Source organism: Leucobacter sp. GX0328 (genome assembly GCF_053567315.1).
Genome location: NZ_JBSGPC010000001.1, coordinates 1,139,778 through 1,165,222, shown reverse-complemented (window position 1 = coordinate 1,165,222; position 25,445 = coordinate 1,139,778). Strand labels below are relative to the sequence as shown.

The following is a 25,445-nucleotide window of genomic DNA, read 5'->3' as shown; positions in this document are numbered from 1 at the left end:
GTCAATATGGCTACTTGAAGTTATCGTGTCGTTATGAACTCAACCGCGCAGCCCACCGGTCCGAGGCGAAACTCATCGGGACTCGGCCGAGATCTCGATCTCCTCGATGCACTCGCTTCCCCCGCGTCATTACGCGGCGGCGGCCTCGGCGTTTCGCAAGCCGCTCAGATCGTGGGCCGCGACAAAGCCGCGGTGTCCCGTGCACTCGCAACGCTCGCAGACTCGGGCCTGATCGCACGTGACGAAACGACGCTGCAGTACTTCCTCGGCTCCAGACTCTATGCCCTCGCCGCCCACACTGCGCAGGCAGCGCTCGCCCAGGCCTCACGGTCGCACCTGCGCAGGCTCACTCAGCTCACGCGCGAGACGAGCCATCTCTGCGTGCTGCAGGGCGGCAATGTGCTCACGATTCTCAGCGAACTCAGTCCGCTCGAGATCCGTACGACCGGCTGGGCCGGCAGTACGACGGCGGCCTGGCGCACGCCGTCCGGCCGGGTGCTGCTGAGCGACTGGGACGAGAGCTCGCTGACCAGCTGGTACGAAGCGCATGGGCAGGACCGCGCACTCGTCGGCCCGCTCAACCCCGAAGCCGACCCGTTCGGGTTCCCCGTGCTCCCCGAGCCGGGGCCCGGAGCCTCGCCCATCACCGACTTCTCGAGCCTCATGCTCGAGCTGCGGGCGATTCGCGATCGCGGCTACGCGACATCCGACCAGGAGCTCGAGAGCGGCGTCGTCGCGGCGTCGTCGCCCGTCGTCGACTTCACGGGGCGCATCGTCGCAGCCGTCAACGTCAGCGCTCCGAAAGCTCGTATCGGTGACCGCCTCGACATCCTCGGCGAATACACCTCGAAGACCGCGCGCGAGCTCTCCCGCCAACTGGGATCTCCGCTGCACGCCTGAAAGTACCGGCGGCGACGGCCTCGAGTCAGCTGCGGCGCCTCGCCCAGCGCGAGACCGCGACGAGCCCCAGAGCGACCGCGACGATGGCGACGGCGACGAGCACGCACGCGACCGCCACCGCGCCGTACCCGCCCGCATGCGCCGGGTCGAGGAAGGGATAGGGATACCACTGGCCCGCGCCGGTGCCCTGGTTGAGGGTGGCCGGGCCGCGCATCAACGTATAGGCGAGCCAGACGACGGGATAGATCACGACCACACCGATGTGCGCGAACCGCAACTCGCGGGTACGGGCGGTGAGCAGCCAGTCGATGAGCATCCAGAGCGGTGCGATGAGGTGCAGCATCTCGTTCGACCAGCCGAGCGTCGTGCCCTGCGGCAGCTCGATGCTGCGCAGCACCGTGTTGTAGACGATGCCCGTGATGACCATGTAGGTCGTCGCGCACAGCACCGCGACGTGCAGTGCGCGGCCGCCGGCCCGGCCGCGGGCGCGTCCGATCGCCTGCGCGAGGAGCACGACCATCGCGAGCAGGTTCGACTCGATCGTGAAGAAGCTGAAAAAGTTCAGGATGTCGAGGCCGATGCGTTCATCGCCGCGGTTCGTCCAGAACCCGATGCTGACCGCGAGCTGCCCGATGACCGCTGCGAGAATCGCGAGCGCGACGATGAGGCGGCCCCAGTCGATCGCCGCGAACTTCGCCGACTGGCGTGCGCCGGGCATCAGTCAAGCAGCAGCGCGGGCTCTTCGAGCACCGACGCGACATCCGCGACGAAGCGCGAGATCACGTCGCCGTCGACGACGCGGTGGTCGAACGAGCCGCCGACGGTCGTGACCATGCGCGGCCGCACCTCGCCGTCGACGACCCACGGCTTCTCGCGGATGGTGCCCATCGCCATGATCGCGACCTCGCCCGGGTTCAGGATCGGGGTGCCGAAGTCCATGCCGAAGACGCCGATGTTCGTGATCGTGATCGTGCCGCCCTGCATCTCGGCCGGCTGGGTGCGGCCGTCGCGCGCCGTGATGGTGAGCTGCTCGATCGCCTTCGCGAGATCGAGCAGGCTCAGCTCCTGCGCATCCTTGATGTTCGGCACGATGAGGCCGCGCGGCGTGGCGGCCGCGATGCCGAGGTTCACGAAGTGGTGCCTGATGATCTCGGTCTCGGTGAAGGTCGAGTTGATCTCGGGGTTGCGGCGGATCGCCCAGAGCATCGCCTTCGCGAAGATGAGCAGCGGCGACACCTTGGTGCCGGCGAAGTCGCTCGAGTTCTTGAGGCGCTTCACGAACTCCATGGTGCGGGTCGCGTCGACGTCGGTGAAGACGCCGACGTGCGGGGCCTCGTTCGAGCTCGTCACCATCGCGTTCGCGATGTGCTTGCGCATGCCCTTGAGTGGGATGCGCTCCTCGCGCGGGGCCGACGGCTCGGGGGCCGGGGTCGAGAGATTGCGGAAGAGGCTGGCCTGGCCGCCGTGACGCACGACGTCATCGCGCAGGATCTCGCCGGCGATGCCCGACCCCGAGACCTGGGCGAGATCGACGCCGAGGTCTTTCGCGAGCTTGCGGATCGGGGGCTTCGCGATGATCGGGGTCGCTTCGGCGACAGGGATCGTCGCCCGCTGCAGCAACGGCTCCACCCCTCGCTGCGCTCCGTGGGCTGCCGCTGCTGCGGCACCGCCTGCGCCTCCGGACGCTTCGCGTCCTCGGGGCTTGGCGCCGCCACGTCGGCGACGGCTCTGCACGGAGCCGGCAGCGCCGTAGCCGACGAGCACGGCACCGGCCTCATCCTCGTCCTCATGGGCGATGCTGGCCGCGGTGTCGGTCACCGTGTCGGCGACGTCGCGGTCGGGCGCGGCTGCGGCGGACCCGCCGACGTCCGAGCCCGGCGACTCCTCGCCGGCATCGCCCGCGCCCGTCACGGACACGCGCAGGATCGGCTGCCCGACCGGAACCGTGTCGCCCGGGCTCGCGAGCACCTCGGTGACGACGCCTTCGAAGGGCGACGGCAGCTCGACGATCGACTTCGCGGTCTCGATCTCGCAGATCACCTGGTTCAGCTCGACCGCATCTCCGGGGGCCACGCGCCACGACACGATCTCGGCCTCGGTGAGGCCCTCGCCGACGTCGGGGAGGGGGAAGGTCATTTCACTCATGATTGCTCCGTAGCTCCGGGAGGGTTAGTAGTGCATGGTGCGGTCGACGGCTTCGAGCACGCGGTCGGCGTCGGGCAGGAAGAGCGGTTCGATGGCGGCGGCGGGGAACGGCACGTCGTAGCCCGACACCCGCAGTACCGGCGCCTGCAGCGAGTAGAACGCGTGCTCGGCGACGGTCGCCGCGATCTCGCTGCCGAGACTCGCGTTGCCGTTCGCCTCCTGCGCCACCACCAGGCGGCCGGTCTTGCGCACCGATTCGAGCAGCGGACCGTAGTCGACGGGCGAAAGGGTGCGCAGGTCGACGACCTCGACGCTCGTGCCCTCGGCGGCCGCGACCTCGGCCGCCTGCAGCAGCGTCGTCACCATCGACCCGAAGCCGACGACGGTGCAGTCGGTGCCGGTGCGTGCCACGCGGGTGCGATGCAGCTCGGCGGCGGGGGCGGCGGGGTCGACCTCGCCCTTCATCCAGTACTTCGCCTTCGGTTCGAAGAACAGCACGGGGTCGTTCGACCGGATGGCCTGCTGGATCATCCAGTAGGCGTCGTTCGGCGTCGACGGCGCGACGACGCGCAGGCCCGGGGTGTGGGCGAAGTACGCCTCCGGGCTCTCCTCGTGATGTTCGATCGAGTTGATGTGCCCGCCGTACGGCACGCGGATGACGACCGGCATGTCGACCTTGCCGTCGTGGCGCGCCCGGATCTTCGCGAGCTGCGTGACGATCTGGTTGAATGCCGGAAAGATGAAGCCGTCGAACTGGATCTCGATGACGGGACGGTAGCCGCGCATCGCGAGACCGATCGCGCTGCCGACGATGCCGGCCTCGGCGAGCGGCGTGTCGAGCACGCGGGCCGAGCCGAAGTCGGCCTGCAGCCGGTCGGTGACGCGGAAGACGCCGCCGAGCGGGCCGATGTCCTCGCCCATGAGCAGCACCTTGTCGTCGGCCGCCATGGCGGAGCGCAGCCCCTCGTTGATGGCCTTCGCGAGGGGCAGGGTCTTCCGCTCGCTCAACGTCTCGATGCCCTCGATGCTCATTCGGCGCCCTCCTCGGTGGTGTCGAACGACGACTCGTAGTGCGCCATCCACTCGCGCTGCTCTTCGATGCGCGGGTGCGGTTCGGCGTAGACGTGCTCGAACATCGAGTCGGCGCTCGGCGCGGGCAGGCTCAGGATGGTGTCGCGCACCGCGCGGGCCTCCCGCGTGGCATCGGCCCGCACCGCGTCGAAGAACTCGTCGCCGGTGCCCTGCTCGCGCAGGTACGCCTCGAGGCGCTCGATCGGGTCGCGCTCCTGCCAGTGCTCGAGCTCGCCCTCTTCGCGGTAGCGCGTCGGGTCGTCGGCTGTGGTGTGCGCGCCGATGCGGTACGTGAGCGCCTCGATGTAGCCGGGGCCGCCGCCCTCACGGGCCTCGCGCAGGAAGCGCTTCGCCACGGCGTAGGCGGCGAGCGGATCGTTACCGTCGATCTGCACGGCGCGCAGCCCGAAACCGAGGGCGCGGCGGTAGAGCGGGGTGCGGCTCTGGCGTGCCACCGGTACCGAGATGGCCCAGCGGTTGTTCTGCACGACGAACAGCTCGGGGGTCTGGTAGCTGGCGGCGAAGATCATGGCCTCGTTGGAGTCGCCCTGGCTGGTGGTGCCGTCGCCGTAGAAGACGAGCGTCGCCTCGCCGGTCGCGGTGCCGGGCTCGCCGGCGTCCATGCTGGTGACGCCTGCGCGGGCCTTGGCGTCGAGCAGCTGGCCGAGCGCGTGGCCGGTCGCGTGCTGCGTCTGCGCTGCGAGCACCAGCGTGTAGAGGTGGAAGTTGCCGTTGGCGGGGTCGGTGACATCCCAGCCGCCGTGGGTGAGGCCGCGGAACTGTGCGGCCAGCGCGACGGGGTCGACGCCGCGGATGCGCGCGACGGCATGCTCGCGGTAGGCCGGGAAGATGTGATCCTGCGGCTCGGCGGCTCGGGCGATGCCGACCTGGCAGCCCTCCTGGCCGACGCTCGGCACCCACAGCGCGAGCTGGCCCTGACGCTGCAGGTGCGTGCATTCGATGTCGAACGCGCGGGTCGACATCATGTCGCGGTACCAGACCTGCAGCTCGTCGACCCCGATATCCGAGAGCTCGTCGGCGAACGCCGCGGCGCTGTCGGAGGGCGCGTAGCAGCCTGCCTCGTCGAGGAAGCGGATCGGCTCCGGGTCTTCGGGGCTGTGCAGAATATCGTGCTCAGTCATCCCGACACAGTCTAATGAGGGGGCGTGAAGGTGGGGGGATATACGGCGGTGGGTGCGCTTCTCGGGCGGTCAGCCGGCGAGATGCATGCGCACGACGCGCACGACCTCGGCGAGGCTCTCGTCCTCGCCGACGGAGATGCGCACGCCGTGGCCCGCGAACGGCCGCACGAGCGTGCCGGCCTCGGCGAACGCCTCGGCGAGGCCCTGCGCGCTCGGCACGCCGCCCTGATCGCGGGGCCCCTCCGGCACCCACAGGAAGTTGCCCTCCGCGTCGGGGATCGCGAGACCCGATTCGCGCAGTGCGGCGACGAGCCGGTCGCGGCGGACCACGAGCTCGGCGATCTGACCTTCGAGCACGGCGCGCGCCTCGGGGCGCAGCGACGCGAGGGCGGCGGCCTCGGCGACCCCCGTGACCGACAGCGGGATGCTCACCGAAGCGGCGGCGGTCAAGAGGGCCGGGTCGCCGACGCCGAAGCCGATGCGCAGCTGCGCGAGACCGTAAGCCTTCGAGAAGGTGCGCAGCACCACGAGGTTCGGGTTCCGCGGCAGCACGTCGGCGCCGCGCACGGCGTCGGCATCGGTCACGAACTCGGCGTACGCCTCGTCGAACACGACGAGCACGTCGGCGGGCACGCGCTCCATGAAGCGGTCGAACTCCGCGCGGCGCACCGCGGGGCCGGTCGGGTTGTTGGGCGAGCACACGAGGATCGCGCGCGTGCGCTCGGTGACCGCATCGGCCATCGCTTCGAGGTCGTGCCGCGCGCCGGCCGCGAGGGGTACGGCGACCGCTCGTGCGCCCGACGCGAGGCCGAGGCCCGGGTAGGCCTCGAAGCTCGGCCAGGCGTGCACGTACTCGTCGCCGGCGCCCGCGACGGCGTGCACGAGCTGGTAGAGGATCGCGACCGAGCCGGCGGCGAGATGCACCGATGCCGGGTCGACGCCGAAGTCGTCCGCGATGGCCGCGCGCAGCTCGGGCATCGCGGCCGCCGCGTAACGGTTCGTCGATCTGGCCCGCTCGGCGACGGCGTCGAGCACGCCGGGCAGCGGCGGGAAGGGGTTCTCGTTGCTCGAGAGCTTGAAGCCGGGCTTCACGGGTGCCGATCCCTGTCGATATGCGGGCGTCGCCGCCACCTCGGGCCGGATGCGGACAGCGGGCGCCGGACGTTCGCTCATCGCCCCAGTCTACGTCGCGGCTGCCGGGCGCTCATGCTCGGCGCCCGGGCGCGGTGCTATTCGACGATCGCCTTCGTGGCGTCGTCGACGATCTGCTGCTGGTCGCGCAGCGAATCGTTCCACTGCTCCATCGACCGTTCGAGGTCTTCGCGGCGCTGCTGGTCGCCCTCGAGCAGGTCGTCCAGCTGCTGCTGCGTGCGCTGCAGTTCTTCGGAGGACGGCGGTTCGCGGGTCGGCTCGTCGCCTGCAGAGGAATCGACAGGGATCACGGGCGCCCACAGTAGCGAGGCGACCGCGAGGCCGGCCGCGCAGACCGCCGATGCGATCACCAGGGTCCGTGCGGCGCGCGGCGGCTCCCGGAGATCGCCACGCCGCACGCCCTGGAGTGCATCGCGGCTCAGCAGGATGCGCAGCACCGCGGGCACGACGAAGGCGAGGCCGACGACGCCGAACGGCAGCATCCACGGCCCGGCCCCCGAGAACAGGCCGATCGCACCGACGGCGAGGGCGATGCCGCCGACGGCGATGCGCACCCATCCCTTGCGTGCCGCCCGGTACAGGCCGGCGGCGTAGGTCTCGGCCTCCGCCCCGAGGGCCGCGAGCAGCCGTCGCGCCTCGCGGTCGCCCGCGAGCACGATGAGGCACTCGCCCGTGAGCAGCACCAGCGGCACCAGCGCCAGCAGCCCCGGGAGCCGCAGCCAGAAGACGATCGGCAGCACCACCAGCGGCCAGGCCGCCCCCGCGAAGCCGAGGATGACGCCGGTTCTCGCCCACGGGGAGACCCCCCACGTGCGGCGGAGGAACCCCTTTGGGGCCGCCCGGCGCACGCGATGCACGAGCGTCCAGATGTTGATCACGGACGCGATGAGCACCGCGAGCGCGGCCTGGGGCAGCGCGAGGGCGAGCATGCCCCACACCGCGAGCGCCGGGATCCATCGGGTGCGCTCCCAGACGATATGGCTGAGCTGCATCGCGGCGTCGCCCTGCTGCGGGTTCTGCGCGAGCATAGAGCTCAGCACACCCGCGACCTGGCCGTCGTGCTTCGTGTGGGCGTCGGAGGCGTAGAGCAGCAGCGTCTCGTTCGCGGGGTCGAGAGCGAGGCCGTGCGCGATGAGCTGCGAGAGCTCGGCCTTGCCCGCCACCCCGTGCAGAATGCCCGCGGCCTGCGCCACCGTCGACGCCGATTCGGGGTCGAGCGCCATCGCCCGGTGCACTGCCTCGCGGATCATCGGGCCGTTGCGCGTCGCGCCCGCGGGCTCTCCGGCGAGCGCCCGCGCCTTGTCGAGGTGGGCGGCGGGGTGGTCGGGGGCGAGCTGCAGCATGCGGTCCGCGGCCGCATGCGCGCCCGCGGCGGCCCCGGCCCGCACGTCGAGCAGCACCATCGTGTGCAGCGCCCCGAGCGAATCCGGGTCGAGGGCGAGCGCCGACTCCGCGGCCTCGCGGGCCGCCGCCGCATCATCGACGGCGCAGTGCAGCCAGGCCAGCGACGACCACAGGGCCGAGCTCTCGGGGTGCTCGGCGAGGCCGCGCCGCACCTCGGCGATCGCCTCCTCGAGACGGCCGAAGCCCTCGAGCGCATCCGCGCGCTCGATCACCCGCACGATCTCGGCGTACGGGCCGGAGTCGTCACCCGTCTCGCTCACCGGCCGACGCCCTGCGTGCTCGCGCCCGGCGCGCCCGCGCCCTGCTCTTCGAACTTCCCGTTCTGCTCTTCGAGTCGTTCGTTCAGCTCGCGGATCGCGCGCATCGACTCCTCGAACTCGGCCTGCTGCTTCGAGGTCTGCTCGCTCAGCCGCCGCATTTCGAGCTCGTGCGGCGTGGGCGGCGGGTCGAACTCTCCCGCGTGCCGATCGGCGAGCAGCCAGCAGGCAGCGGCCGTGACGAGCACGAACGCGAGCACCCCGCCGGTGACGGCGCGTGCTGCGGGGCCCCGGCCGCCGGCTCGCAGCGCCGCCGCTGCGGCGAGCGCGAGGCTCGCGAGCGGGGGCGCGGCGATCGCGAGGGCGACGGCCGGGTAGCCGCCCGCGGCTTCGGGACGGGTCGCGATGCCCGACGCGACCACCGGCACGAGAGCGAACAGCGCGGCGAGCCCGACCCTGATCGCGCTCGGCAGCACTCGCTCGCGCAGGCGCGCGCGTGCTGCCGAGCACCCCTCGGCATCGTCCGGAGTAAGGGAGTTGCGGCGCTCGGACGCGAAGCGGGCGCAGACGATCGCGAGCTCGGCCATGAGCGCGAGCCAGGCGACGAAGCCGATCATCATCGTGAGGCCGCCGATGTACTCCCCCGCCATCTCGACCTGGGTGGGCAGCCCGCGGATCGCGAAGGCGAGCGAGAGCAGTACGACCGCGATCGTCGCGAGCCCCGAGCCGATGATGCCGGGCCACACCCACCAGACCTCGGCGAAGAGGCGGCGCAGGGCGCGCTTCGGCAGTGCCTGCCGTACGAATACGAACAGCATCACCCAGGCGACGCCCACCATGACGACGGCGCCGCCGAGCTGGGTGCGCTGCCGGGTGCTGGTCTCGAGACCGGCCTCGAACACGAGGTATCCGAACAGCATGAGGGCGGCGGCGCCGATGACGGGGACCGCCGCCAACCACTGCGTGCGACCCCAGACGGTGTCGTTCAGCGCGCGAGCCGCGACGCGCTGCTGCGGATTCGACGACAGCACGCCCGAGAGCAGGCGGAGCCCCTCGAGCTCGGAAGTGCCGTCCGAACCCGCGATGAGCATGAGCAGCTCCTCGTTGTCGGGGTCGAGCGCGAGCGCGCGGGTGAGCAGCTCGGCGGAGCCCTGCTCGTCGCCCGTGACCGCGAGCAGGATGGAGCCGCGGCGCAGCGACTCGACGCGCTCGGGGTCGAAGCCGACGGCATCGGAGACGAGCCCCCGCACCTCGCGGTGGCGGGCCATGCGCGCGGTGCGGGCCGCCCGCCGCTTGCCGTCTTCGGGCCTCGGCTGCGCGAGCGCGTAGGCGAGGGCGAGGCGCGCATCGGGCAGCTGCGGATACGCGGCGACGGCGCGGCGGGCGAAGGCTTCGCCGTTCTCGTGCTCGCCGCGGGCGACGGCGACCTCGACGAGGATGTTGAGGCCGCGCCAGTCGTCCGGGCGCAGGGCGAGAGCGCGCTCGGCCGACTGTTCGGCCCGCTCGCGATCGCCGTGGAAGAACTCGAGCCAGGCGAGCGACCCCTCGAGATCGGCGTCGTCGGGGTGCTCGGCGAGGCCGCGCCGCGCCGCGCCGAGCGCGTCGTCGGCGCGGCCGAACGAGTGCAGCGCCCAGACGCGTTCGACGATCGATGCCGCCGACGCCGCAGATGCCGGCTGCGGGGCGGGGCCGTCGCTCACAGTCGCTTCGTGCGCTTCAGCAGCTGCACGAGGTCGTCGTAGCGGCCGTCGGCGTTCGAGTAGTTCGCGACGTTGCGGGCGCTGTCGAGCCACGGGCCGATCGACGGCTTCACCTCTGTGAGCGCGCGGTTCAGATCCTGCATCGCGATCGGCTGCACGGCGCCCGACTTGATCGATGCGGTGAGCGCCTTCTCGGCCGCCGTGTCGCACAGGTGCTTCAGGTCGGCGCCCGAGTAGCCCTCGGTGCGGCGCACGAGATGGTCGAGGTCGACGCCCTGGATGGGGCGCTCTGCGAGGTAGCCGCGCAGGATCGCCTCGCGCGCCGGCTCGTCGGGCGGCGAGACGAGCACCATGCGGTCGAAGCGCCCGGGGCGCAGGAGCGCCGGGTCGACATCCCACGGCATGTTCGTCGCAGCGAGCACGAAGAGGCCGTCGTTGTCGCTGCCGACGCCGTCGAGCTCCATGAGCAGCTGGTTGACGAGGTTGCGCAGCCACTGCGACCCCTGCGAGGTGCGCTTGCCGCCGACCGCATCGATCTCGTCGAGGAACAGTACGGCGGGCGCCTTCTGCCGGGCCTCGGTGAAGGTCTTGTGGATGTTGCCCTCGCTCTCGCCGATCCACTTGCTGAGCACGTCTGCGAGTGTCACCGAGACGAAGTTCGCGCCGAGCTCGCCCGCGATGGCCCGGGCGAGATAGGTCTTGCCGCAGCCGGGCGGGCCGTAGAGCAGCAACCCGCCGCCGAGGCTCTTCTTGAAGGCGCGCGCGATCTCGGGGTGCGCGATCGGGTCGAGGAAGGTCTCGTGGATGCGCCGCTTGACGTCGACGAGGCCGCCGACGTCGGAGAGCTTCAGCGTCTCGCGGGTCGTCTCGGCGGGGCTCGAGGAGTCCTCGGCCTCGGTGATGCTCACCTCGATCGATCCGCCGGGGTGCTGCGTCGCCTCGTGCGCGATGAACGGCGGCGGGATGGGGCTTCCGAGCTGGTGCTCGAGCCGCTGCCAGTCGATGCCGGCGTTCGCGTCGGGGGCGTCGTTCACGGCATTCGACTCCGTGCCGGGCGCGGAGTCCGGGTCAGGGTTCGTGCCGGTGCCCGGAGCCTCGTTTCGCGCATCGAGCTCGGCGAGGCGCCGACGCCATTCGCGCTCGCTTTCGAAGATGGGGCCGTCGCCCTGGCCGTGCGGCTGGTACCCCACGACGCGGCGCTCCCGGCTCTCGGCCGTGTAGGCGGGCTGAACGCCCGGTTCGGCGCCGGTCGCGCCGGGGCCGTTCGGGGCATCCGCTCCCTCGGCATCCGTATCGCCGCCCCGGGCCCGCTCGACGACCCGCTGCGCGCCCGCGTGCCCGGGCTGCTTCGATAGTGCGACGAGGGCCTGCCCGATGGCGTCGTCGGCACGGCCGGCGTCGGCCAGGCGCTCGGCGTAGAGCGCGCGCAGTTCGACATCGTCGGGTGCGCCCGCGACCGCTGCGGCGAGGCTGTCGAGAAGAGGGTCGCTCATGCTGGATCCTTCGCATTCGATATGGCCTCTCGCAGAGACCCACCGTTTCATCCTATGCGGAGGCGCGCCGATCCCTGCAGCCGGTACTCGGGCGCCTCTGCTTGACTGGTGGCATGCGCACCATCATCCGAGTGCTCGTCGGCGCCTTCGCCCTCTGGCTCACCACGCTCATCGTCGGCGGCAGCGGCGACCACGGCGTCTGGATCGCACCCATCGGCACCGACGAGTATTCGACCCTCATCACGCTCCTGCTCGTCGCCCTCGTTTTCGGTCTCGTCAACGCGACGCTGGGCAAGGTCGTGCGGTTCGTGTCGATCCCGCTGTACATCCTGACGCTCGGCCTGTTCTCGCTCATCGTGAACGGCTTCCTCTTCGCCGTCGTCGCGTGGCTCTCGGATATCGCCGGCTTCGGGCTGCGCATCGAGACGTTCTGGTGGGGCGTGCTCGCCGCGCTCGTGATGACCGTGATCTCGAGCATTCTGAACGGCCTGCTCGGCACTTCGAAGAAGCAGGATCGCAGGGAGCGCTGACGGGCTTCGCCGCCCCGAAGCGCGGCTCGATCCGCGCCCGCCCCATGCCGCGGGAACCTGCTAAGAAAGAGGCATGGACCAACAATCGCGCTCCCGTCAACTGACCATTTGGCTGACGGCGAGCGGCGTCGTGGTCGTGGCGGCCCTCATCATCGCGGCTGTGCTGATCTGGGCGCCGTCGGATGCGCCGGAAGCCGCTGACCGCGGCAACGGCGGCGGATCCAGCGCCGAAGCAGAACACTCCCGCGACGCAGCTCCCGAACCGGAGAAGCCGACCGAACCCGAGGACGCCGACGACGAGCTGGACTACGGCCCGAACGACCCCGAGATCGACGGCACCGGGCCGGTCGCCCCGAGGCTGCAGGCGCTCGGAGACCGCTACAAGGCGATGAACGACGACGGATCGCTGTGGGAGTTGATGCCCGAGACGAAAGAGAACACCGGCGCCTACCTCGCCTTCCAGGTCATACTCTCCGACATGCGCTCGGCCACCCGCTTCGGAGTCGGCGCAGCAACTGAGACGCAGTACGCGAAGCACGCCAAGCATCTCGAGACCCGGTTCCTCGCGCAGCAGCCGCTCGGCACGGGCGTCGAGTACGTGCTGCAGGATGGGCGCACCTTCAGCTACGACGGCGACACCGGCGAGGTCGGTCTCGAGTAGCGCGTATCACCGCGCCGCACGGCCCACGCGGGCCCGGCCCGCGCCGACTCGCACAGGTCCACACGAGCCCGCGCCGAGCCGTGGGAGAATAGGGGGCGGATCGCGCGCCTGCGCGCCTCGGCCCCGACCCGGAGACACTATGACGCCCATGCCCCCGCAGCCCATCAGCCCGCTCGACGGCCGTTACCGCAAGGCGGTGGAGGATCTCGGCGGCACGCTCTCGGAGGCCGGCCTCAACAAGGCCCGCGTGCACGTCGAGGTCGAGTGGCTCGCCTACCTCACCGAGCACTCGCTGCTCGGCGGCACCCCCATGGGGCCCGAGCAGCTCGCCTCGCTGCGCGAATGGGCGTCGGGCTTCGGCCAGGCCGAGATCGACGAGCTCGCCGAGACCGAGCGCACCACGCAGCACGACGTCAAGGCGGTCGAGTACCTCGTGCGCGCACGCCTCGAGCAGCAGGGCCTCGGCCATCTCGCCGAGCTGACGCACGTGTGCTGCACGAGCGAGGACATCAACAACCTCTCGTACGCGCTCACCGTGAAGCAGGCCGTCGCCGACGTGTGGCGCCCGAAGTTCGTGGCCGTCATCTCCGAGCTCGCCCGCCAGGCCGAGCTCTACCGCGAGCTGCCCATGATGAGCCGCACGCACGGCCAGCCCGCGACGCCGACGACGCTCGGCCGCGAGATCGCCGTGTTCGTGCACCGCCTCGAGCGCCAGCTGAACCAGATCGACGACATCGAGTACCTCGGCAAGTTCTCGGGCGCGACCGGCACCTTCGCCGCGCATATGGCCGCCGACCCGGCGGTCGATTGGCCGGCCGTCTCGCAGGAGTTCGTCGAGGGCCTGGGCCTCGACTGGAACCCGCTCACGACGCAGATCGAGTCGCACGACTGGCAGGCCGAGCTCTACACCCGCATCGCGCACGCGAACCGCATTCTGCACAACCTCGCGACCGATGTCTGGAGCTACATCTCCATCGGCTACTTCCGACAGATCCCCGTCGCGGGCGCGACCGGCTCGTCGACGATGCCGCACAAGGTGAACCCGATCCGCTTCGAGAACGCCGAGGCGAACCTCGAGCTCTCGAACGCCATCCTCGATTCGCTCGCCGCGACGCTCGTCACGAGCCGCTGGCAGCGCGACCTCACCGACTCGTCGGCGCAGCGCAACATCGGCGTCGGCTTCGGCCACTCGGTGCTCGCGCTCGACAACATCCTGCGCGGCCTCGGCCAGATCGACGCGGCCCCCGAAGCGCTCGCGTACGATCTCGACCACAACTGGGAGGTGCTCGGCGAGGCCATCCAGACCGTGATCCGCGCCGAGGTCACGGCGGGCCGTTCGACGATCAAGGACCCGTACGCCGCGCTCAAGGAGCTGACCCGCGGCCGCCGCATCGGCCAGGCCGAGCTCGTCGAGTTCGTGCAGGCGCTCGAGATCGGCGATGACGCCAAGCAGCGCCTCCTCGCGCTGACGCCCGCGACCTACATCGGCGAGGCCGTGCGCCTCGTCGACTTCCTGCAGCGCTGACGCCCTCGGGCCGCGACCTCCGTCGCAGCGTACGTTCCAAGTGAAACCGCCCCGTGCCGGATCCGGCACGGGGCGGTTCGTCTTCGCGGACGCCCGACCGGAACGCGGCCGGACGGGTCACTCGCCCGTATCGAGCGCGTCGACGGCCTCCGCGATGCGTATCGCCGAAGTGCGCAGCTGCTCGGCCTCGGCGGCGTCCGCGACGGGATCGAGCGCCGCTACGCCGGTCGCCGTCCGCTGCACCTGCAGCGCCATGAACGACTCCGGATAGCCCGCGAGGTGCGCCGTGCCGGCCGTGGCGACCACAGGCTCCCCGGTCGCCAGCAGTTCGACCATGCGGCGCACGCCGACCCCGGTCGCCCACCCCGAGCTGCGGCCCGACTCGAGGGCCGACCATCGGCGGAACCACCCGAAGACATCGACGGAGACCGTTTCGCGCTGGCCGCGATCGAGGTCGACGGGCGCCCCGTCGACCGTCAGACTCGAGAACATCGGCACCTGGCCGTCGCCGTGCTCGCCGAACACGTGGCCCCCGACGCGCGACGCCCCCACTCCGAGCACGCGCGCGGCCGCGGCGCGGAAGCGCGCTGAATCGTTCAGCGCATAGCCGACGACCTGGTCGGTCCGGAGCGCGCTGCGACGCACCAGGTGGCCTGCGAGGATGTCGACCGGGTTGGAGAGCAGCAGCACGAGTCCGGTCGCCCCGGCGAGCCGTTCGACGAGCGGTGCGAGGGTCTCGAGCAGCCCCGCGTTCGCCGCCAGGAACTCCCGGCGGTCGCCGCCCGGAATCTCCGGGCGCGACGCCGCGACCACCACCAGGTCGACGGTGCCGTCGTCGGGCGGCCCGGCGAGCAGCTGCGGCCGATCCCTGCCGAGGACGCCGAGCGCGTCGGTGAGGTCGATGACGTGGCTCACGACGATGTTCTGCCGCACGTCGATCAGATGGATGCGCTCCCCGATGCCGCCGAGCGCGAGCTGCGCCGCGACCGACGACCCGACGGTGCCCGCGGCGCCGATGACCGCGATGCTCCGCGGCCACGGCTGCGCGCCGCGGGTCGCGGCAGTGCTCGACCCGGTCATGCGATCCGATACCTCTCGAACGTCTCCTCGGTGAACTCGATGCCGTGCCCCGGGGTCGTGGGCACCTCGGCGCGCCCCTCCGAGATCGTGAGCCGATTCGTCGTATACGGTTCGAGGAATGGGAAGTACTCGACGTACGATGTACTCATCGTCGCCGCAGAGATGTGCACATTCAGATCGGTCATCAGATGCGGCGCGAAACCGACGCCTCCGAGCTCTGCGGCGCGGGCGATACGCATGATCTCGGTGACGCCCCCCACCATGCAGACATTGGGCTGTACGATGCCGAACGCTCGTCTCGAGATGTAGGGCTGAAACTCCGCGGCGCTGCAGTGGTGCTCGCCTCCCGTGATGGACATCGGTAGATGCCGGGAGAGGAATACATGCGATTCGAGATCCCTGCTGTGCACCGGCTCCTCGAACCAGAAGATATCGAGATCGGCGAGGCTGCGCCCGAGCGAGAGGGCCGTCGGGCAGTCGAGCCGCTCGTTGGCGTCGATCATGATGCGCGCCCCGTCGCCGAGCGCAGAGCGCACCGCGGCGACGCGCGCCCGATCGTGCTCGGGCTCGAGGCCGACCCTGATCTTGACGGCGTCGAATCCCTCGTCGAGATACCCGGCCGAGAGCTCGACGAGCTCTTCGAGCGCGAGTCGGTTTCCCGCCTTCCCCGAGCCGTAGACCGGCACCGTGTCGGTCAACTGGCCGAGCTCCTGCGCGAGCGAGTTGCCGTGGAGCTTCGCGCGCAGGTCCCACAGCGCGATGTCGATCGATGCCATCGCGAAGCGGTTGATGCCGGTGCCCATGCGGTGCGTGAGGTGGTCGAGCTCGTGCCAGATGCGCTCGACCTCGACGGGCGACCGGCCGATGATGCGGGGCACGAGGAGGTCGTCGAGCAGCGCTTTCACGGCAGTGCCGCCCGCGGTGTCGGTGATGAAGCTGTAGCCCATCCCGGTCAGGCCCTCGGCGTGCACCGTGACGCCGATCAGTTCGTGATGCGCGCCGTCGAAGTCGGCGCTCGTGCGGATGAACGGAACGCGGAGGATCCACGTTTCGACATGCTCGATTCTCATATTTCGTCCTCTGGAGGTGTCTGAGGTGGTCGGGTGAAGCAGGGCGGGTGGCGCGTCGCGGGTCATTTGAACCGCACGCCGAACAGCAGTCGCGCGAGGATGACCACGCCGAGATTGACGAGGAGCATCAGCACCGCGAGCGCGCCCATCACCTGGAACTGCGACTGCGTCGCCAGGTTGTAGAGCACCACGGGTGCGACATCGTTCGATCCCGTGTAAAGGAAGATCGAGATGTCGAGCTCGCGGAACAGCAGCACGAAGTTGAGCACGCCGACGGAGAGCAGGGGCCCGCGCAGGAGCGGCACCGTGACCCGGCGCACGGTCTCCTGACCCGAGGCGCCGAGGCTGCGCGCCGCCTCCTCCGTCTCCACGTTGATCTGCTTGAAACCCGATTGGACGTAGGTGAACGACTGCGGGATGACGCGGATCAGGTAGGCGACGAGCATGATCGTGAGGGTGCCGCCGAGCCACAGCGGCCCGCCCGAGTACGCGATGATCATGGCGATGCCGAGGATCGCGCCCGGGAAGGCGAGCGGCGCGAACATGAGCGGCTGCACGAGCCCGCGTCCGCGCCAGCGCGTGCGCTCGAGGATGAATGCGGCGAGGAAGGCGATGGCGAGGCTGAGCAGCGTCGCCGCGAGGGCGATCCACAGGCTGTTGCCGAAGGAACGCATGATGCTCTCCTGCGCGAACACCTTCTGGTAGTTGTCCCAGAGCACCATGTTCTCCCACGTGAGCGGCAGCCCGATGGCCTTGCGGAACGAGGTCAGCACCAGCACGCCGAACGGCAGCACGACGCTCACGACGAAGACGGCGAGGCCGCCGAGGAAAGCGGGCCACTTCCATGCCCCGAGCGGCTGGATGCGGCGCTGACCGGGCTTGCCGCCGACCGTGGTGTAGCGGCGGCGGCCGTAGAGCTTCTTCTGCGCCCAGATAAGCAGCGCGAGCACCACGAGCACGGGGAGGCCGAGCACGGCGGCGAGTTCGATGCGCGGCGGGAAGGTCATCAGCTGGAACATCGCGGTCGGGATCGTCTGGAACCCGACCGGCCCGCCGAGCAGCGCCACCGGCCCGAAGATGGTGAATGCGCTGATGAAGACGAGCAGCGAGCCCGAGAAGATCGGCGGCAGCACGAGCGGCAGGATCACGCGCCGGGCGGTCTCCCACCTCCGGGCGCCGAGCGACTGGGCGGCCTCTTCGAGGCGGCTGTCCATGTTGTCGAAGGCGTCGGCCACCGGCAGAAACAGCAGCGGGTAGAGGAACACGCTCAGGGCGAAGATGATGCCGTACGGCGTGAAGATGTCGAACGGGGGCATGCCGAGCGGGACGAGCACGTACTGGTTGATCAGGCCGCCCTTCGGCCCGAGCAGCAGGATCCATCCCATCGCCGCGATGAACCCCGGCGCCGCGAAGGTGAGCACCGCGACCGAGCGGAAGAAGGCCCGGCCCGGGAGGTCGGTGCGGCTGACGAGGTACGCGAACGGCAGCGCGATGATCAGCGAGCCGAAGGTCGCTCCGAAGCCGACGAGGAACGAGTTGCCGATCGCCTCCCAAATGCCGGCGCGGCTGAGCACATCGGTGTAGTTGCCGAGTCCCCGGCCGCCCTCGGGCAGCTCCAGGCTCTTCCAGACGAGCGCGACGACGGGCACGACGACCAGGAAGAGGACGATCAGGCACCAGATGACGGGCGAGATGCCGCCGCGCACCTGCTTCACGGGGACCGCGCGTTCGGGGCCGGGGGCCCGGTGCCGCGCCTGCGGCTCCCGGGCCCTCGGCGCCGGAGCGGTGACGACCGCCATCTACTTCACATCCCGGTCGAACTCGGCGAGCAGTTCGTCGCGCTCTGCGGCCAGCTCGGTCTGATCGATCATCAGCATGCGATCCTCGCCGAGCTCTTCGAGGCCCTCGGGCACTGGGACCGCGCCGAGCACGGAACGCGACCCGAGTTCGCGCTGCGCCTGCTGGAACTCCTCGCTCAGCGAGAACTGCACGAGCAGGCGCGCGGCCGCCGGGTGCGCCGCGGACGACAGCGGTGCGATGTATGAGGGCAGCACGCCGAGCTTCCCCTCGGGGTAGCCCATGGCGAGCGGCTCCCCCGCGGTGCGCGCGGTCGCGACATCGTGCTCGATGCCGGGCAGGCCGTAATCCGCTTCGCCGGTCGACACCATCTGGCCGAGCGCCAGCGCCGATTCGCTGCGCAGCACGTCGCCCGCTCCGAGCACGGGGAGTACGTCTGCGGCGGTCTCGTTGAGCGCGCCGAGGAAGTTCAGCGCGGCCCCCGAGGTGCCCGGGTCGGCGATCACCTTGCGACTGTCCGACTCGGCGAGCTCCATCCACGTCTTCGGAATCGTCGAGGCGTCGATTTTCGCCTCGTTGTAGACGAAGCCGGCCGCGGCCCAGGTGAAGGCGACGTAGTGCTCGTCGTCGACCTGCAGCGGGGCGAGCACGTCGTCGAGGTTCGGTACGGCGGGGTCTGCGAGCACGTCGTCAGCCGACCAGGTGCCGAGCGTCGACGAGTCGTTCAGGCTGATGACGTCGAAGGCGACGTTGCCCGCGTCCTTCTGCGCCTCCACCTTCTGCGAGATCTGACCGGAGTTCTCGCGGATGAACTCGACGGGGATGTCGTACTTCTCCTCGAACTTCTCGGCGAGCAGTTCGGCCTGGGCGTTGGTGTGGCCGCCCGCGCCGAGCGAGACCTTGCCCTCCTGCTGCGCGGCTTCGACGAGTTCTGCCTCGTCGGTGGGCAGCGGCCCGTCGTTCGCCTGCTTGCTCGGCGGGTTGCAGCCGGTCAGCACCAAGAGGGACGCCGTGGCCAGGGCCGCCGCTGCGATGAGGCGGCCGGGTCGATGTGCGCGGAACATGGATTCTCCTAGAGATGTCGTGTGGATGAGGGAACGTTTCGGGGGTGCGCCGCTAGACGAGCGCGTCGACGCGGCGCTCTTCGAGTTCGCCCGTGAGCACGGAGATGCGGGTCTCATCGACCGAGAGCCGCAGGCGCGACCCAGCCGGGTGATGGGTGGCGCGCCGGTCGATGGCGCGCACGGGCTCGTCGACGCCGTCGAAGTCGATGACGTAGTGGGTCTCATCGCCGAGGAAGGAGCGGCTGCGCACGTTGGCGTTCGTCCGCGGGTCGTCGAAGTCGAGCAGCACGTCGACGGGTCGCACGCACACGGGCAGACGGTCCCCCGGGCGCGCGTCGGGGGCGTCGGCCGCGTCCAGCCGCACAAGGTCCGCACCCTGCAGGCGCGCGGTGATCGTTGCGGCGCCGACCTCCTCGACCGTGAGATCGAGGGCGTTCGCCTGGCCCAGAGTACGGGCGACGAATCGCGTCGCCGGGCGGCGGTACATGCGCTCGGGCGGGTCGATCTGCTGGATGCGCCCGGCATCGAGGCAGACGATGCGGTCGGCGAGGCCCAGCGCCTCCGAACGGTCGTGGGTGATGTAGACCATGGTGATGCCCGACTCGAGCTGCAGGCGGCGGATCTCATTGCGCATCTCCTCGCGCAGTCGCGTGTCGAGGTTCGAGAGCGGCTCGTCGAGGAGCAGCACTTCGGGGTCGACAACGAGCGCGCGTGCGAGTGCGACCCGCTGCTGCTGACCGCCCGAGAGCTCGTGCGGGTAGCGCGCCCCGTAGCCGGCGAGCTGCACCTGGTCGAGCGCCCGTTCGACCGATGTCGCGATCTCGGAACGATTGCGCCTGAGGCGCTTGCGGCCCTCGGTCGTGGTGAGGCCGAACGCGACGTTCTCGGCGACCGTGAGGTGGGGCCAGAGCGCGTACGACTGGAACACCATGCCGATCCCGCGGCCCTCCGGGGGCACATTGGTGCGCGCGCCGACGACCTCGCGCTCCCCGATCGCGATGCGCCCCGCAGTCGGCGTCTCGAAGCCGGCGATCATGCGCAGGGTCGTCGTCTTGCCGCACCCCGAGGGGCCGAGCAGCACGACGGACTCGCCGCTCTCGACGCGCAGATCGAGATCCTGCACCGCGAAGCCCTGCCCGAAGTCCTTCGAGACACCTTCAAGTTCTAGCGTTGACATCTTCGTCCTCACTGTGCCGTGTAGTGGCACACTGTGTTGCGTGGTGGTATAACTAGTGTGGGGCAGTCGCCGATGGCTGTCAATGGCGCAGGCGAATCGCCGTAGATTCCGTCGATCCATCTGAGAGGATCACTCCATGCAGGTACTCAAGAACGCGCTCCGCATCCTCCAGTGCGTGGTCATCTCGCAACCCGTGGGCGTCAGCGACGTCGCCCGCAAGCTCGACCTGCCCAAGTCCTCGGTGCAGCGCACGCTCACCTCGCTCGAGGACGAGGGGTGGCTGACGCGCGACACGGCGCACGGCGGCCTCTGGGTGCAGACCTCGCGCATCTGGGTGCTGGCGCACCAGGGCAAGGAGATCGGCGTGCGCTCGCTCGCCCAGGAGCCGATGCACTGGCTGTGGGAGCGCACGAACGAGAACATCCATCTCACTCAGATGCAGGGCGATGACGTCGTGGTGGTCGACAAGCTCGAGTCGACGCACTCGGTGCGCGTCTTCGACCCGATCGGTACCCGCCTGCCGCTGCACGTCAGCGCGTCGGGCAAGGCATTGCTGGCGGCCCGCAGCCCCGAGGGCCTCGACGCCTACCTGCAGGCGTCCCCCGCCGGCTTCACCGCGGAATCGCTCACCGAGGAGCGAGCGCTGCGCGCCGAGCTGCAGCGCGTGAGCCTCGATGGCTACGCGGTCAACCGCGGCGAGTGGCGCTCCGAGATCTCCGGCATCGGCGTCGCGCTCCGCCTCGACGGAGACCGCGAGGCCGAGTTCGGGCTCGCGATCTCGGTGCCGAGCCATCGTCTGCATGAGGATCAGCTCGCGGAGTACGGCGAGCTGCTGCTCGAGGCGAAGCATCGCATCGAACAGGCGATGTCCCTGGGCCCCGGGGCGGCCGGATGACCTGCGCGCATGCCGCACGCCCGGTCGTCGGCCTCATCGTGCCCCCCGAAGCGGATACGGTGCCCCCCGAGGCCGCGATCCTCTTTCCCGACGGGGTCGTGTTCGCCGCGCGCGGCCTCGGCATCGCCGAGATGTCGCCGACCGGGTTCGACGCCGGCCTCGAGCGCATCGATGCCGCGGCACGGGCGTTGCTCGATCGGGGAGCCGAGGCGATCAGCATCATGGGCACGTCGCTGACGTTCTACGACGGCGCCGCCGGCAACGAACGCGCGCTCGACCGCCTCCGTCGCGCCTGCCCGGGCATTCCGGTCACCACCATGTCGACCTCGATCGTCGCGAGCCTGCGCGAGCTCGACGCTCGACGCGTCTCGGTCGTCGGCGCCTACACCTCCGACATGGGGCGGCGACTCGATCGGTTACTCATGCAGAGCGGGTTCGAAGTCGCATCGCGCGTCGACCTGGGCGTCAACGCGATCGCCGACCTCGGCCGCGTGACGGACGCCGACCTCCGCGCCGCGGCCGAGCGCGCACTCGACCGGGCGGGCGATGCGGCCCCCGATGCGCTGCTGATCTCGTGCGGCGGCCTGCGCACCATCGATGCGGGCGCGCGCATCGCCGACGAGCTCGGGCTCCCGGTCGTCTCATCGGCCGTCGACGGGATCAGGCACGCGGTCCGTCTGCTCGAGTGAAACCTCGCAGCGCAAGAGGCGGACTGCTAGCCTCGAATCAGAAACATCTGATGAAGGGATCGCAGTGACCGAGAGATTCGCGCGAGAGCGCGTGATGCACCGCTTCACCGCCCGCGAGATCATCGTTTCCGGGATCGAGGAGCTCGCAGCCGGACCGTTCATCCGGGTGAGCTTCACCGGCCCGGAGCTCGATGATTTCGCGTCGACCGGCCCGGCCGATCACGTCAAGCTGTTCTTCCCGCACCCTCTCACCGGGGAGCTCGTGGCGCCCACCGCCGTCGGCCCGGAGGCAAGCGGCATCGTCCGCCCCGAGGTTCCCATGTTCCCGCGCGATTTCACACCGTTGAACGTCCGGGAGGATGTCGCCACCGGAATGCGCGTCTTCGACGTCGACTTCCTGCAGCATCCCGATGCCGGGCCCGCATCGGCCTGGGCCGCATCCGCGCGATCGGGCGATCGCCTCGTGGCCGTCGGGCCCCGCGGTTCGGTCTCCGCTCCTCAGGGCGCCGACAAGCTGCTGTGCATCGTAGACGCTTCCGCCCTCCCCGCCACGGGACGCTTCATCGCTTCCGTGCCCGCGGCGACCGACATCGAGATCGTGGCCGACATCCCCCTCGCCGACCTCGACTGGGCCGAACAGTACCTGCGCGAGACGGGCGGTCGAGCGATCGACGTGATGCCGGCCTACGGGACTCTGGCCGAAGCCGCCGCTGATATGGGCGTCGACGAGGGCACCTTCCTCTTCGCGGCGGGCGAGGCCACCCGCCTCATCCCGCTGCGCCGCCTGCTGAAGTACGAGCTCGGCACGCCGCGCGAGCAGTATGCGCTGAGCGGGTACTGGAAACGCGGCACGGCGAACTTCGACCACCACGCGCCGATCGACCCGGAAGACCCGGAAGACGCGGACGGGTAGTCTCGGAGCCCGGTTCAGAGCGGGTCGATGCGCCAGCTCGCGGTGTGCGAGGCGCCCGGCTCGAGGCGGATCATGCCGCGCCCGGCACCGCCGTTGAAGGCGTCCGGTGCGCAGGTCATCGGCTCGACCGCGAGCCCGATGCGATCGTCGGGGTCGCCGGGCGCATCCGCGGTGAATACCTGCATCCAGTCGCACGCCTCGCCCCAGCTCATGGCGACGCCGCCGCCCGCGGGGTCGCGCAGTTCTACTCGGGCCTCCCCCGATGCGTCGCGCGCGAGAGCCGTGAAGGCGTGGTCGAGGCGCGTACCGCCGATCGCACGCGGCACACGGTAGTCGAAGCGCTCGGCATCGGCGCCCACGGGTTGCAGATCGACAGGGATCAGACGATCCTCCGTCACCCGCAGCACCTGCGAGGCCGGCAGCGTCAGCTCCCACTCGTCGAGCGGGCTGGGGCCGGCGATGAGGTAGGGGTGCGGGCAGACTCCGTAGGGCGCCGCCGTGCCGCTGAGGTTCGTCGCCGTGACGGTCTGCTCGAGCCCGCGTTCGTCGAGCGCGAAGCGGGTGTCGATGCGCACGCGCCAGGGATAGCCGCGCTGCGGCTCGACGGTGGCGGTCAGCGTGACGGACGAGGCCTGCCCGGCCCGGTCGCCGATCCGCTCCCCCGGCGCGAAACCGAGCCACGGGGTGAAACCGTGCAGCGCATGCCCGCGCGCGACCTCGGTGATGGGCAGCTGATGCTCGACCCCGTCGAAACGATAGCGTCCGTCGACGACGCGGTTCGGCCACGGGGCGACGGTGACACCGCGCGAATGGGGTCGCAGCTCATCGGCAGCGAACGGGACCACGTAGTCCCTGCCCGCCCGACTCAGTTCGCGCAGGCTCGCGCCCACGCTCGCGATCACCGCACGCAGCTCGCCGTGCTCGATGATGTGCTGCTCGCCCGACAGCGGGATGGTGCCCGCCTCGTTCCCATTCGACATTCCGCCCGCTTTCTTCGAGATCTCCGCCTTCGATCGTACGCGGAATCCACGCCGCGAATGGCCGCGGGTCACTAGCATGAGGGCATGGCACCGCAGGATTCAGCGCAGCAGCGCAACGGGCGCATCCGGCGCCGCCGCGTGTCGGTGTCCGCCGTGCTCGACGAGTTCTTCTTCGTCTTCGCCGGGGTCGCCGCCGTCTGGTTCGCGTGGCTGCTGCTCACGGAGACCTTCGCCATCGGCCCCTGGGGCGTGCTCGTCTTCATCGCGTTCTGGGCGATGCTCGCCTACCTCGCGCTCCCCCGCGTCCACCGCGTGCTCACCACCATCTACGTGCCCGACTACTTCATCGGGCGTACCCGCACGAGCGACGGCCTGCTCGGCGACCCGATCAACATCGCGCTGCAGGGCGAGGCCGAGCAGCTGCATGCGGCGCTCGCGCGGGCGGGGTGGACGATCGCCGACCCCGTGACCCTGCGCTCCTCGCTGCGCATCGTCACCTCGACGCTGCGCCGGGAGAGCTACGGCCAGGCGCCCGTGAGCCCGCTCTTCCTCTTCGGCCGCAAGCAGGATTTCGCCTACCAGCAGGAGGTCGCCGGCAACCCGGCGAAGCGCCACCATGTCAGGTTCTGGTGCACTCCAGACGGCTGGCTGCTGCCCGGAGGCGCGCGCGTCGGCTGGCTCGCGGCCGGCACCTTCGACCGCGCGGTCGGCCTGTCGCTCTTCACGCTGCAGATCACGCACAAGATCGATGCCGACACCGATGTCGAGCGCGACCATGTCGTGCGGAGCCTGCTGACCGCCGACCCGGCAGCACGGCTGGAGGTGCTGCACGATTTCTCGACCGGATACCACTCGCGCAACGGGGGCGGCGATTCGATCCGCACCGACGGCGACCTGCCGATCGTCGATCTGACCGCGGTGCGGGTCGTCGACGGGCCTCCGGCTTCGGAGCTCTCGAACGGAGGCCGCCATGCATCGTGAAGTGCGCAAGCGCCCGGCGGTGGAGCCGACTTCGGCGCTGTTCAGCCGGGACGGGACCGATCCCTCGCCGCAGAAGCGCCCCGGCTCCATCATCAGCGGCTCGACCCTGGTGCTGCTGCGCGCGCTGAGCGCGGTGCCCTGGATGATCTCGCTGTTCACGAGCCGCGGCTCGATCGCCGAAGAGTACGGCATCTCCGTCGGCGATGCGAACATCATCATCGGCATCGGCATCGGCATCGAGGGCGTGTGGATGCTGATGCTGCTCGTGCTGTGCTGGCTGGTGTGGCGGGGCGGCGATCGGGCGCGCATGCTCGTGCTCTTCGGCGCGACCCTCAGCATCCTGTCGACGGCCGTCACCTACTTCGCGGCGGGCGCGCAGCTCGCGGTGAAGACGACGCTGCTGACGCTCGCCCTCGACATCCTCATCCTGCTCGCGCTGTCGAGCCGCGACGCCCGCACCTGGTCGCGCGGCAAGCGCAGGGATCGTCGCCGGCGTCGTCGCGCTGCAGCCGCGGCGCTTCGGTCCTAGTGCCAGTCTCCCCCGGCGTCGGGCTTCTTGAGATCCTTGCGCGCCTCGACGTCTGCTTCACTCGGCGTGCCGCCGAGGCCGATGAGCGCCACGACGAGCACGGAGGCGATGAACGCGATGCCGAAGAACACTCCGGCGAGCACGAAGTTGCGGGTGGCGAGCAGCACCACGAGCCCGGCGAACACGCCGAGCACGCCTGAGAAGCCGAGGAGCTCGAGGGGGCGCAGACGATCCCTGCGCGACGGCGTCACGGGATCGTGCTTGGCGGGCTCGGAAGACTGGGTCATCGT

Annotated in this window: 24 protein-coding genes; 9 read left to right on the top strand and 15 right to left on the bottom strand. The window is 70.4% G+C overall.

Annotation, left to right across the window (positions count from 1 at the left end; translation table 11 throughout):
- The first annotated feature begins 33 nt into the window (after window positions 1–33).
- Window positions 34–900: an IclR family transcriptional regulator domain-containing protein gene (locus ACUYTF_RS05360; protein ID WP_434144565.1), complete on the top strand. Its 867-nt coding sequence runs from the start codon at window positions 34–36 to the stop codon at window positions 898–900.
- Between the two features lie 25 nt (window positions 901–925).
- Here the strand turns inward: ACUYTF_RS05360 and ACUYTF_RS05355 are convergent, their stop codons facing one another.
- The 8 genes from ACUYTF_RS05355 to ACUYTF_RS05320 form a co-directional block, all read right to left on the bottom strand.
- Window positions 926–1,618: a Pr6Pr family membrane protein gene (locus tag ACUYTF_RS05355; RefSeq protein ID WP_449279419.1), complete on the bottom strand. Its 693-nt coding sequence runs from the start codon at window positions 1,616–1,618 to the stop codon at window positions 926–928.
- The gene (locus ACUYTF_RS05350; RefSeq protein ID WP_449279418.1) at window positions 1,618–3,045 is read right to left on the bottom strand and encodes a dihydrolipoamide acetyltransferase family protein; all 1,428 of its coding nucleotides are present in this window, start codon (window positions 3,043–3,045) and stop codon (window positions 1,618–1,620) included. Before ACUYTF_RS05350 ends, ACUYTF_RS05355 begins: the two co-directional genes overlap by 1 nt.
- A 24-nt stretch (window positions 3,046–3,069) precedes the next feature.
- Window positions 3,070–4,077: a transketolase C-terminal domain-containing protein gene (locus ACUYTF_RS05345; RefSeq protein WP_434144561.1), complete on the bottom strand. Its 1,008-nt coding sequence runs from the start codon at window positions 4,075–4,077 to the stop codon at window positions 3,070–3,072.
- Window positions 4,074–5,258, bottom strand: a complete 1,185-nt coding sequence (locus ACUYTF_RS05340; RefSeq protein ID WP_449279417.1) for a thiamine pyrophosphate-dependent enzyme — start codon at window positions 5,256–5,258, stop codon at window positions 4,074–4,076. The genes ACUYTF_RS05345 and ACUYTF_RS05340 overlap by 4 nt, the downstream gene beginning before the upstream one ends.
- A gap of 69 nt (window positions 5,259–5,327) precedes the next feature.
- Window positions 5,328–6,431 (bottom strand): histidinol-phosphate transaminase, encoded by a 1,104-nt coding sequence (locus ACUYTF_RS05335; RefSeq protein WP_449279416.1) that lies wholly within the window; start codon window positions 6,429–6,431, stop codon window positions 5,328–5,330.
- 56 nt (window positions 6,432–6,487) lie between these two features.
- A complete protein-coding gene (locus ACUYTF_RS05330; protein ID WP_449279415.1) occupies window positions 6,488–8,074 on the bottom strand; it encodes a hypothetical protein in 1,587 nt (528 codons plus the stop codon).
- Entirely contained in the window at window positions 8,071–9,771 is a 1,701-nt protein-coding gene (locus tag ACUYTF_RS05325) for a hypothetical protein (RefSeq protein ID WP_449279414.1), read from the bottom strand. The genes ACUYTF_RS05330 and ACUYTF_RS05325 overlap by 4 nt, the downstream gene beginning before the upstream one ends.
- Window positions 9,768–11,264: an AAA family ATPase gene (locus ACUYTF_RS05320; protein WP_449279413.1), complete on the bottom strand. Its 1,497-nt coding sequence runs from the start codon at window positions 11,262–11,264 to the stop codon at window positions 9,768–9,770. The genes ACUYTF_RS05325 and ACUYTF_RS05320 overlap by 4 nt, the downstream gene beginning before the upstream one ends.
- 113 nt (window positions 11,265–11,377) lie before the next feature.
- Here ACUYTF_RS05320 and ACUYTF_RS05315 point away from each other — a divergent pair, with 113 nt between their 5' ends.
- The 3 genes from ACUYTF_RS05315 (at window position 11,378) to purB (ending at window position 13,980) form a co-directional block, all read left to right on the top strand.
- Window positions 11,378–11,794 (top strand): phage holin family protein, encoded by a 417-nt coding sequence (locus tag ACUYTF_RS05315; protein ID WP_449279412.1) that lies wholly within the window; start codon window positions 11,378–11,380, stop codon window positions 11,792–11,794.
- Window positions 11,795–11,867: 73 nt separating this feature from the next.
- The gene (locus ACUYTF_RS05310) at window positions 11,868–12,455 is read left to right on the top strand and encodes a hypothetical protein (protein ID WP_449279411.1); all 588 of its coding nucleotides are present in this window, start codon (window positions 11,868–11,870) and stop codon (window positions 12,453–12,455) included.
- A 139-nt stretch (window positions 12,456–12,594) separates the two neighbouring features.
- The gene (gene purB, locus ACUYTF_RS05305) at window positions 12,595–13,980 is read left to right on the top strand and encodes an adenylosuccinate lyase (RefSeq protein WP_449279410.1); all 1,386 of its coding nucleotides are present in this window, start codon (window positions 12,595–12,597) and stop codon (window positions 13,978–13,980) included.
- Window positions 13,981–14,097: 117 nt separating this feature from the next.
- Here purB and ACUYTF_RS05300 read toward each other — a convergent pair whose 3' ends face one another.
- The 5 genes from ACUYTF_RS05300 to ACUYTF_RS05280 form a co-directional block, all read right to left on the bottom strand.
- Window positions 14,098–15,060, bottom strand: a complete 963-nt coding sequence (locus ACUYTF_RS05300) for a lactate/malate family dehydrogenase (RefSeq protein ID WP_449279409.1) — start codon at window positions 15,058–15,060, stop codon at window positions 14,098–14,100.
- The gene (locus ACUYTF_RS05295) at window positions 15,057–16,130 is read right to left on the bottom strand and encodes a mandelate racemase/muconate lactonizing enzyme family protein (RefSeq protein WP_449279408.1); all 1,074 of its coding nucleotides are present in this window, start codon (window positions 16,128–16,130) and stop codon (window positions 15,057–15,059) included. Before ACUYTF_RS05295 ends, ACUYTF_RS05300 begins: the two co-directional genes overlap by 4 nt.
- Window positions 16,131–16,192: 62 nt before the next feature.
- On the bottom strand, window positions 16,193–17,929 hold the full coding sequence (locus tag ACUYTF_RS05290) for an ABC transporter permease subunit (RefSeq protein WP_434144380.1): 1,737 nt from the start codon (window positions 17,927–17,929) through the stop codon (window positions 16,193–16,195).
- A complete protein-coding gene (locus ACUYTF_RS05285; protein WP_434144381.1) occupies window positions 17,930–18,991 on the bottom strand; it encodes an ABC transporter substrate-binding protein in 1,062 nt (353 codons plus the stop codon).
- A 52-nt stretch (window positions 18,992–19,043) separates the two neighbouring features.
- A complete protein-coding gene (locus ACUYTF_RS05280) occupies window positions 19,044–20,168 on the bottom strand; it encodes an ABC transporter ATP-binding protein (protein ID WP_449279407.1) in 1,125 nt (374 codons plus the stop codon).
- A 136-nt stretch (window positions 20,169–20,304) separates the two neighbouring features.
- Between ACUYTF_RS05280 and ACUYTF_RS05275 the strand changes: the two genes are divergently transcribed.
- The 3 genes from ACUYTF_RS05275 to ACUYTF_RS05265 all read left to right on the top strand — a co-directional run bounded on the left by ACUYTF_RS05275 (window position 20,305) and on the right by ACUYTF_RS05265 (window position 22,665).
- Entirely contained in the window at window positions 20,305–21,063 is a 759-nt protein-coding gene (locus ACUYTF_RS05275) for an IclR family transcriptional regulator (protein WP_449279406.1), read from the top strand.
- Window positions 21,060–21,752 carry an aspartate racemase/maleate isomerase family protein gene (locus ACUYTF_RS05270; RefSeq protein ID WP_449279405.1) on the top strand — a complete coding sequence of 231 codons (693 nt, stop codon included), beginning with the start codon at window positions 21,060–21,062 and terminating at the stop codon, window positions 21,750–21,752. The genes ACUYTF_RS05275 and ACUYTF_RS05270 overlap by 4 nt, the downstream gene beginning before the upstream one ends.
- Window positions 21,753–21,816: 64 nt before the next feature.
- The gene (locus ACUYTF_RS05265; protein WP_434144386.1) at window positions 21,817–22,665 is read left to right on the top strand and encodes a siderophore-interacting protein; all 849 of its coding nucleotides are present in this window, start codon (window positions 21,817–21,819) and stop codon (window positions 22,663–22,665) included.
- 14 nt (window positions 22,666–22,679) lie between these two features.
- On the opposite strand, the gene ACUYTF_RS05260 is transcribed toward ACUYTF_RS05265, so the two are convergent.
- Complete coding sequence (locus ACUYTF_RS05260; protein WP_434144388.1) at window positions 22,680–23,645, bottom strand: aldose 1-epimerase family protein; 966 nt, start codon at window positions 23,643–23,645, stop codon at window positions 22,680–22,682.
- Between the two features lie 84 nt (window positions 23,646–23,729).
- Here ACUYTF_RS05260 and ACUYTF_RS05255 point away from each other — a divergent pair, with 84 nt between their 5' ends.
- Together ACUYTF_RS05255 and ACUYTF_RS05250 are read left to right on the top strand one after the other, a co-directional pair.
- Window positions 23,730–24,626: an LssY C-terminal domain-containing protein gene (locus ACUYTF_RS05255; RefSeq protein WP_449279404.1), complete on the top strand. Its 897-nt coding sequence runs from the start codon at window positions 23,730–23,732 to the stop codon at window positions 24,624–24,626.
- Window positions 24,616–25,155, top strand: coding sequence for a hypothetical protein (locus ACUYTF_RS05250; protein ID WP_449279403.1), 540 nt, complete (start codon window positions 24,616–24,618; stop codon window positions 25,153–25,155). Before ACUYTF_RS05255 ends, ACUYTF_RS05250 begins: the two co-directional genes overlap by 11 nt.
- On the opposite strand, the gene ACUYTF_RS05245 is transcribed toward ACUYTF_RS05250, so the two are convergent.
- The gene (locus ACUYTF_RS05245) at window positions 25,152–25,442 is read right to left on the bottom strand and encodes an ABC transporter ATP-binding protein (RefSeq protein WP_434144392.1); all 291 of its coding nucleotides are present in this window, start codon (window positions 25,440–25,442) and stop codon (window positions 25,152–25,154) included. The genes ACUYTF_RS05250 and ACUYTF_RS05245 overlap by 4 nt on opposite strands.
- Window positions 25,443–25,445: the final 3 nt, after the last annotated feature.